This window comes from Dietzia sp. DQ12-76 (assembly GCF_014145045.1).
Taxonomy (GTDB): Bacteria; Actinomycetota; Actinomycetes; order Mycobacteriales; family Mycobacteriaceae; genus Dietzia.
Genome location: NZ_JAALDV010000503.1, coordinates 1 through 5,507 on the forward strand (window position 1 = coordinate 1; position 5,507 = coordinate 5,507).

Annotated in this window: 7 protein-coding genes; 1 reads left to right on the top strand and 6 read right to left on the bottom strand. The window is 71.5% G+C overall.

What is annotated here, in order from left to right; translation table 11 throughout:
• The 6 genes from rph to clpS form a co-directional block, all read right to left on the bottom strand.
• The coding region (gene rph, locus G6019_RS15610; protein ID WP_182627994.1) for a ribonuclease PH at positions 1-493 on the bottom strand (493 nt) is incomplete at its 3' end.
• Positions 494-559: 66 nt separating this feature from the next.
• A complete protein-coding gene (locus G6019_RS15615) occupies positions 560-1,339 on the bottom strand; it encodes an MBL fold metallo-hydrolase (protein WP_107756004.1) in 780 nt (259 codons plus the stop codon).
• Positions 1,340-1,421: 82 nt separating this feature from the next.
• A complete protein-coding gene (gene murI, locus G6019_RS15620; protein WP_231750502.1) occupies positions 1,422-2,258 on the bottom strand; it encodes a glutamate racemase in 837 nt (278 codons plus the stop codon).
• Complete coding sequence (locus tag G6019_RS15625; protein ID WP_107756003.1) at positions 2,234-2,920, bottom strand: rhomboid family intramembrane serine protease; 687 nt, start codon at positions 2,918-2,920, stop codon at positions 2,234-2,236. Before G6019_RS15625 ends, murI begins: the two co-directional genes overlap by 25 nt.
• A 10-nt stretch (positions 2,921-2,930) precedes the next feature.
• Positions 2,931-3,542 carry a DUF2017 domain-containing protein gene (locus G6019_RS15630; protein ID WP_107756002.1) on the bottom strand — a complete coding sequence of 204 codons (612 nt, stop codon included), beginning with the start codon at positions 3,540-3,542 and terminating at the stop codon, positions 2,931-2,933.
• A 4-nt stretch (positions 3,543-3,546) separates the two neighbouring features.
• The gene (gene clpS, locus G6019_RS15635; RefSeq protein WP_370446352.1) at positions 3,547-3,840 is read right to left on the bottom strand and encodes an ATP-dependent Clp protease adapter ClpS; all 294 of its coding nucleotides are present in this window, start codon (positions 3,838-3,840) and stop codon (positions 3,547-3,549) included.
• Positions 3,841-3,944: 104 nt separating this feature from the next.
• On the opposite strand from clpS, the gene G6019_RS15640 reads away from it, so the two are divergent.
• Positions 3,945-5,291 (top strand): nicotinate phosphoribosyltransferase, encoded by a 1,347-nt coding sequence (locus G6019_RS15640; protein ID WP_182613325.1) that lies wholly within the window; start codon positions 3,945-3,947, stop codon positions 5,289-5,291.
• The last annotated feature ends 216 nt before the right edge of the window (positions 5,292-5,507 follow it).

Below are 5,507 nucleotides of genomic sequence, written 5' to 3' on the forward strand. Positions count from 1 at the left end.
CAGCACACGTCAGGGGGTTCCCGGTGACGGCGCCCTTGGCCGCCAGCCAGGTCACCGCGTCCGCGAGCGCGACGTAGGCCCCGGTGATCGCGGCGGTGCGGGTGCCGCCGTCCGCCTGGAGCACGTCGCAGTCCAACGCGATGGTGTTCTCCCCCAGTGCTGACAGGTCGATGCAGGCGCGCAGGGACCGGCCGACCAGGCGGCTGATCTCGTGGGTGCGTCCACCCACCTTGCCGCGGACCGACTCGCGCCCCGAGCGCTCGTGGGTCGCGGCCGGCAGCATCGCGTATTCCGCGGTCAACCATCCCAGGCCCGACCCCTTGCGCCAGCGCGGCACGCCCTCGGTCACGCTCGCCGTGCACATGACCCGGGTCTGACCGAAGGTCACGAGAACCGATCCGGCCGGGTGCGAGGTGAATCCCCGCGTGAGGGTCACGTCGCGGAGGTCGCCGTCCGCGCGTCCGTCTGTTCTGCCGTCAGTAGATGAGGTCACGCCCGCCGATCCTAGCGGCCACCGCCGTCCGTCGACCGGGTAGCTCTCCTGCGAGGACCCGGGTGGCTAGACCTCGAGTCGCAGATCCGGTTCCGCCAGCATGACCTCGCCGTCGAACTCCGCGGCGGCCTCGGCGCGCACGGCCTCGCTGTCCGTCCACGGCGGGATGTGGGTGAGCACCAGACGCCCCACCCCGGCGAGACGGGCGGTGCGACCCGCCTCGGCACCGGACATGTGGATGCCCGGTGGACGACCCTCCTCGTCTGTCCAGGAGGCCTCGCAGAGGAACACATCCGCCCCCGCCGCGAGCTCGATCAGCGCCTCGCAGTAGGCGGTGTCGCCGCTGTAGGCCAGGACGCGACCGGACGCCGAGGTCAGCCTCAGCCCGTAGGACTCCGGCGGGTGATCTACCCGGTCGGCTCGCACACGCAGGGCCACCTCGTCGTCCTCGCGCCTCAACTCCATGTCCGGGGTGACCTCCCACGATCCCACCTCGAACGTGTCCGAGAGATCGTCCACGGCGCCGGGCTCCTCCGATGAGGCGACCCCGATCCGGTAGGCGGTCCCGGACGGGCCGATGAGCGGCATGCGGACCGCGTGCTCCGCCTCGGGGCCGAAGCGCCGCAGCACCATCAGGCCCGGGACGTCCAGGCAGTGGTCAGCGTGGAGATGGGACAGCAGAACGGTGGCGGTCTCCGGCGAGATGTACCGCTGCAGAGCCCCCAACACCCCGGGCCCCATGTCGATCACGACGGGCCCGATTCCTTCGACCTCGACCAGATACCCGGACGCCGGCGAGGTGGGTCCGCCGATACTCCCCGAGCAACCCAGGACAGTCAGAAGCATGGGCACCATCGTGCCACGGTCGGCCCGCCGCCGCCCGGGGTGTGCTCCCGAGGGCTGTCCCGCGTCCGTCGGTGGGGAGGATTCACACCGCGGCCGCGCGGCCGACGGCCACCAGGTCGGGGCCGAGAAACCGGGACGCCACCCGACGGAAACCGTCCGGGTCACCGGTCACGAGGAACTCCCGCAGGGCCGGGGTCTGCGCGTCGTGGGGTCGCAGGAGGTCCTGGGAGGTGAGGACGCGCACCACGTCCTTGGCGGTCTCCTCGGCGCTGGAGACCAACGTGACGTGATCGCCCACCGCGAGCTGGACCACCCCGGACAACAGCGGGTAATGGGTGCACCCCAGGACCAGGGTGTCCACGTCGGCATCCCTGATCGGGGCGAGGTACGCCTCCGCCAGGCCCAGCACCTGCCGACCACTGGTGATGCCACGCTCGACGAACTCGACGAATTTCGGGCACGCCACCGAGGTCAGCTCGACGCCGGTCGCGGCGGCCACCGCGTCGTCGTAGGCCAGGGAGGCGACCGTGGCGCGCGTGGCGATCACCCCGATGCGACCCGACCGCGTGGTGGCCACCGCCCGCCTGGCCGCCGGCTGGATCACCTCGACCACCGGAACCGGGTAGCGCTCACGGGCGTCCCGCAGCATCGCCGCCGAGGCGGTGTTGCACGCGATCACCAGAGCCTTGACCCCCCGGTCGACGAGGGAGTCCGCGACCGCCAGGGCGTGCTCGCGGACCCGCGCCAGCGGCAGCGGTCCGTATGGCCCGTTGGCGGTGTCCCCGACGTAGATCAGCGATTCGTCGGGGAGTTGGTCCATGATCGCCCGGGCCACGGTGAGTCCGCCCGCGCCGGAGTCGAAGACCCCGATCGGGGCCAGCGGGTCCGGGGACGTCACCTGCGCGGACCGGAGTTCCACCCCGGCTGTCCGGCGGTGACGGCCTGTGGCCTGCGGTCACGCTTGAGCCCGTACGCCGAGAGCACGCCGCCGATGGCTCCGCCGAGGTGCCCCTGCCAGGACACGCCGTCCAGCATCGGGGACAGACCGGCGAGCGCCTCGAGCCCGTAATAGAAGCCGATGACGAGCCCGACCAGCAGATGCAGGATCCGTCGGGAGAACAGTCCCCGGACGATCACGTAGAAGATGTAGCCGAACACGATCCCCGACGCCCCGATGTGGACGGTCCCTGCCCCGCCCAGGATCCACGACACCACACCCGAGGCCAGCCACGAGATGAGCGTGACGCTGATCAGGGGCCGGATCCCGGACATCGCGATGATCGAGCCCAGCACGAGCAGGGCGATCGAGTTGCCGATGAGGTGAGCCCAGTCCCCGTGGAGGAAGGGTTGGAAGATGATTCCGGGCAACCCGTCGGTGCTCAGGGGGCGGACACCGTAGTTGTCGAGGGTCTGGGGTGGCCCGATAGCGGCCCGGATGACCTGGTCGGCCGCCTCGACCACCCACATCAGCGCGACAAAGGCGAAGAGCAGGATCAGCGCCGGCCAGCGGCGCGGTCCCTGGGGGACGGGCCGGGCGGCCTGGACGCCCCCCGACCGGAACGTGCGTGGATCTGGATTCACCGTGCTCTCCTCACTTCCCCGTCAGAACCGAACACAGGGAGTCCTGCATGAAGGTCAACCAGTGGTAGACGTCCAGGTGCGCCGACCTCGGGTCGTCCTCCTCGACGTACTCGGGGATGTCCGTGGCCGGGACCCCGTCCACCGCCCCCGCCTCGAGCAGCAACGCGCCCAGGCCGAGCCGCACGTCGTTGAGACAGCCCATCCAGGCCTGCGCCTGCTCGGGGCTGAGCGAGACCGTCCCCCCGCGTGCCGGGAGCGACCTCAGGACCGTCGAGGCCGCCGCGAGCTTGGCGTCGATGATCTCCGGTTCGTGGAGCATGCGCATCCCCGAGTTGTGGGCGCGGGCCACCGCCGCGGCGTCCGCGTCGGAGGCGCTCCCCGGCTCGGGACGGTGGAAATCCGGCAGCAGGCGGGCGAGTGGGGCCTCGGCGGGGAGCTCGGAGTGTCCGCTGCGCATGCCGGTGATCTCGGCCAGCTCGTCCCGCGGTGCGGAGTCGCGCCGCTGCTCCAACATGTCGACGATGTTGGACACCAGGGCGTGGAGGATCTGCACCTCGTGGCTCTCCATGACCGCCTTGACCCGCGGGCCGGTGAGGGAGGTCTTGCGCTGCCAGGCCTTCACCGGTTCAGGCCTCCCGCTGCATCGTGGCCCACAGTCCGGCCTCCTGCAGCTTGCGCACGTCGTTCTCCACCTTGTCGCGACTGCCGGAGGAGACCACGGCGCGACCGTCGTTGTGGACCTTGAGCATGAGCTCGTGTGCCTTTTCCCGGCTGTAGCCGAAGACCCGCTGGAAGACGAAGGTCACGTAGCTCATGAGGTTGACCGGGTCGTCCCACACGACCGTGAGCCAGGGACTGTCCACCCCGGCGTCGAGCTCGGTCTCCGTGTCCTCCACGGGCGCGGCCGACGGCATCGCCATCACGGGGACGACGCTCCGGTCGTCCGCGGTCTGTGCGGTGACGGTGTGCATACGGCCAAGGATACGGATTACCGCCGGGTCGGCCACGCCGTAGAGTCGGCCGGGTGACCTCGACCGCGCCGACGCGCGCCCCTCACCCGCCGGACCGTCCGTCCACCGCGCTGCTGACGGACAAGTACGAGCTCACGATGATCAGCGGCGCGCTGGCCGACGGCACCGCCGACCGTCCCTGCGTGTTCGAGGTGTTCGCCCGGCGACTGCCGGCCGGTCGCCGGTACGGCGTCGTCGGCGGCACCGGACGGCTCCTGGAGCGACTCCGGGACTTCCGCTTCGGGGAACAGGAGCTCGCGACGGTGGCCGACTCGCTCGACGAGCGGACCCTCGGGTGGTTGCGGGACTTCCGTTTCACCGGACGGATGGACGGGTATCCCGAGGGGGAGCTCTTCTTCCCCGGATCCCCGGTGTTGACCGTCCGGGGCGGGTTCGCCGAGTGCGTGCTGCTGGAGACGCTGGTGCTGTCCGTGCTCAACCACGACAGCGCGATCGCCTCCGCCGCCGCGCGGATGACCTCCGCGGCGGACGGGCGCCCGATCATCGAGATGGGCTCACGCCGCACGCACGAGGAGGCCGCAGTGGCCGCGGCCCGCGCCTCCTACCTCACGGGGTTCGCCTCCACCTCGAACGTCGAGGCCACCCGACGGCACGGGGTCCCCTCCGCCGGCACGTCGGCCCACGCGTTCACTCTGCTGCACACCGGTCCGGACGGCCCGGACGAAGCGTCCGCCTTCCGCTCTCAGGTCGCCACCCTCGGTGTGAGCACAACCCTGCTGGTGGACACGTACGACATCACCCGCGGCGTGGCCACGGCGATCGAGGTGGCCGGGCCCGGGCTGGGCGGGGTCCGCATCGACTCGGGCGATCTCGGGATGCTGGCCCGGCAGGTGCGTGTGCAACTGGACTCCCTGGGCGCCCACGGGACCCGCATCGTGGTCTCCGGGGACCTGGACGAGTACGCGATCGCGGCGCTGCGGGCCGAGCCCGTCGACGCCTACGGGGTGGGCACCCGGTTGGTGACCGGCTCGGGCGCCCCCACCGCGGGGATGGTCTACAAGCTCGTCGAGGTGGACGGCATCCCCGTGGCCAAGCGCTCGACCCACAAGGAGTCCCTGCCGGGCGCCAAGCGGGCCGTCCGACTCCACCGACGATCCGGCACCGCGGTCGAGGAGGTGCTCCTACCGTGGGCGGGGTCCGTGACCGCTGAACCGGGACTGGAGCAGAGGGATCTGATTGTCCCCCTGATGCGCGAGGGCGCCCCCGTCCCCGACCTGCCGTCCCTGGAGGAGTCGCGGACGTTCCACCAGGCAGCGATGGTGACGCTGCCGTGGGAGGGCCTGGCGTTGAGCGAGGGCGAGCCGGCGGTCCCCGTGCGTGTGGTGCCGCCGGGTCCGTGACGCTGATCCACCGGTGCCCGGCCCCGTGTCCGGCGTCGCACCGGGCCGCTAGGGTGACCGGGTGACCGACTCGCTTCCCCCTGTCTCCGAGCTGCTCGCCACCGCGGTCGAGAGCCTGGGCGGCAGCGAGCGGCCGGGACAGGTCCGCATGGCCGAGGCGGTGGGCAACGCCCTGGCCACCGGCGAACATCTGGCCGTCCAGGCCGGTACGGGTAA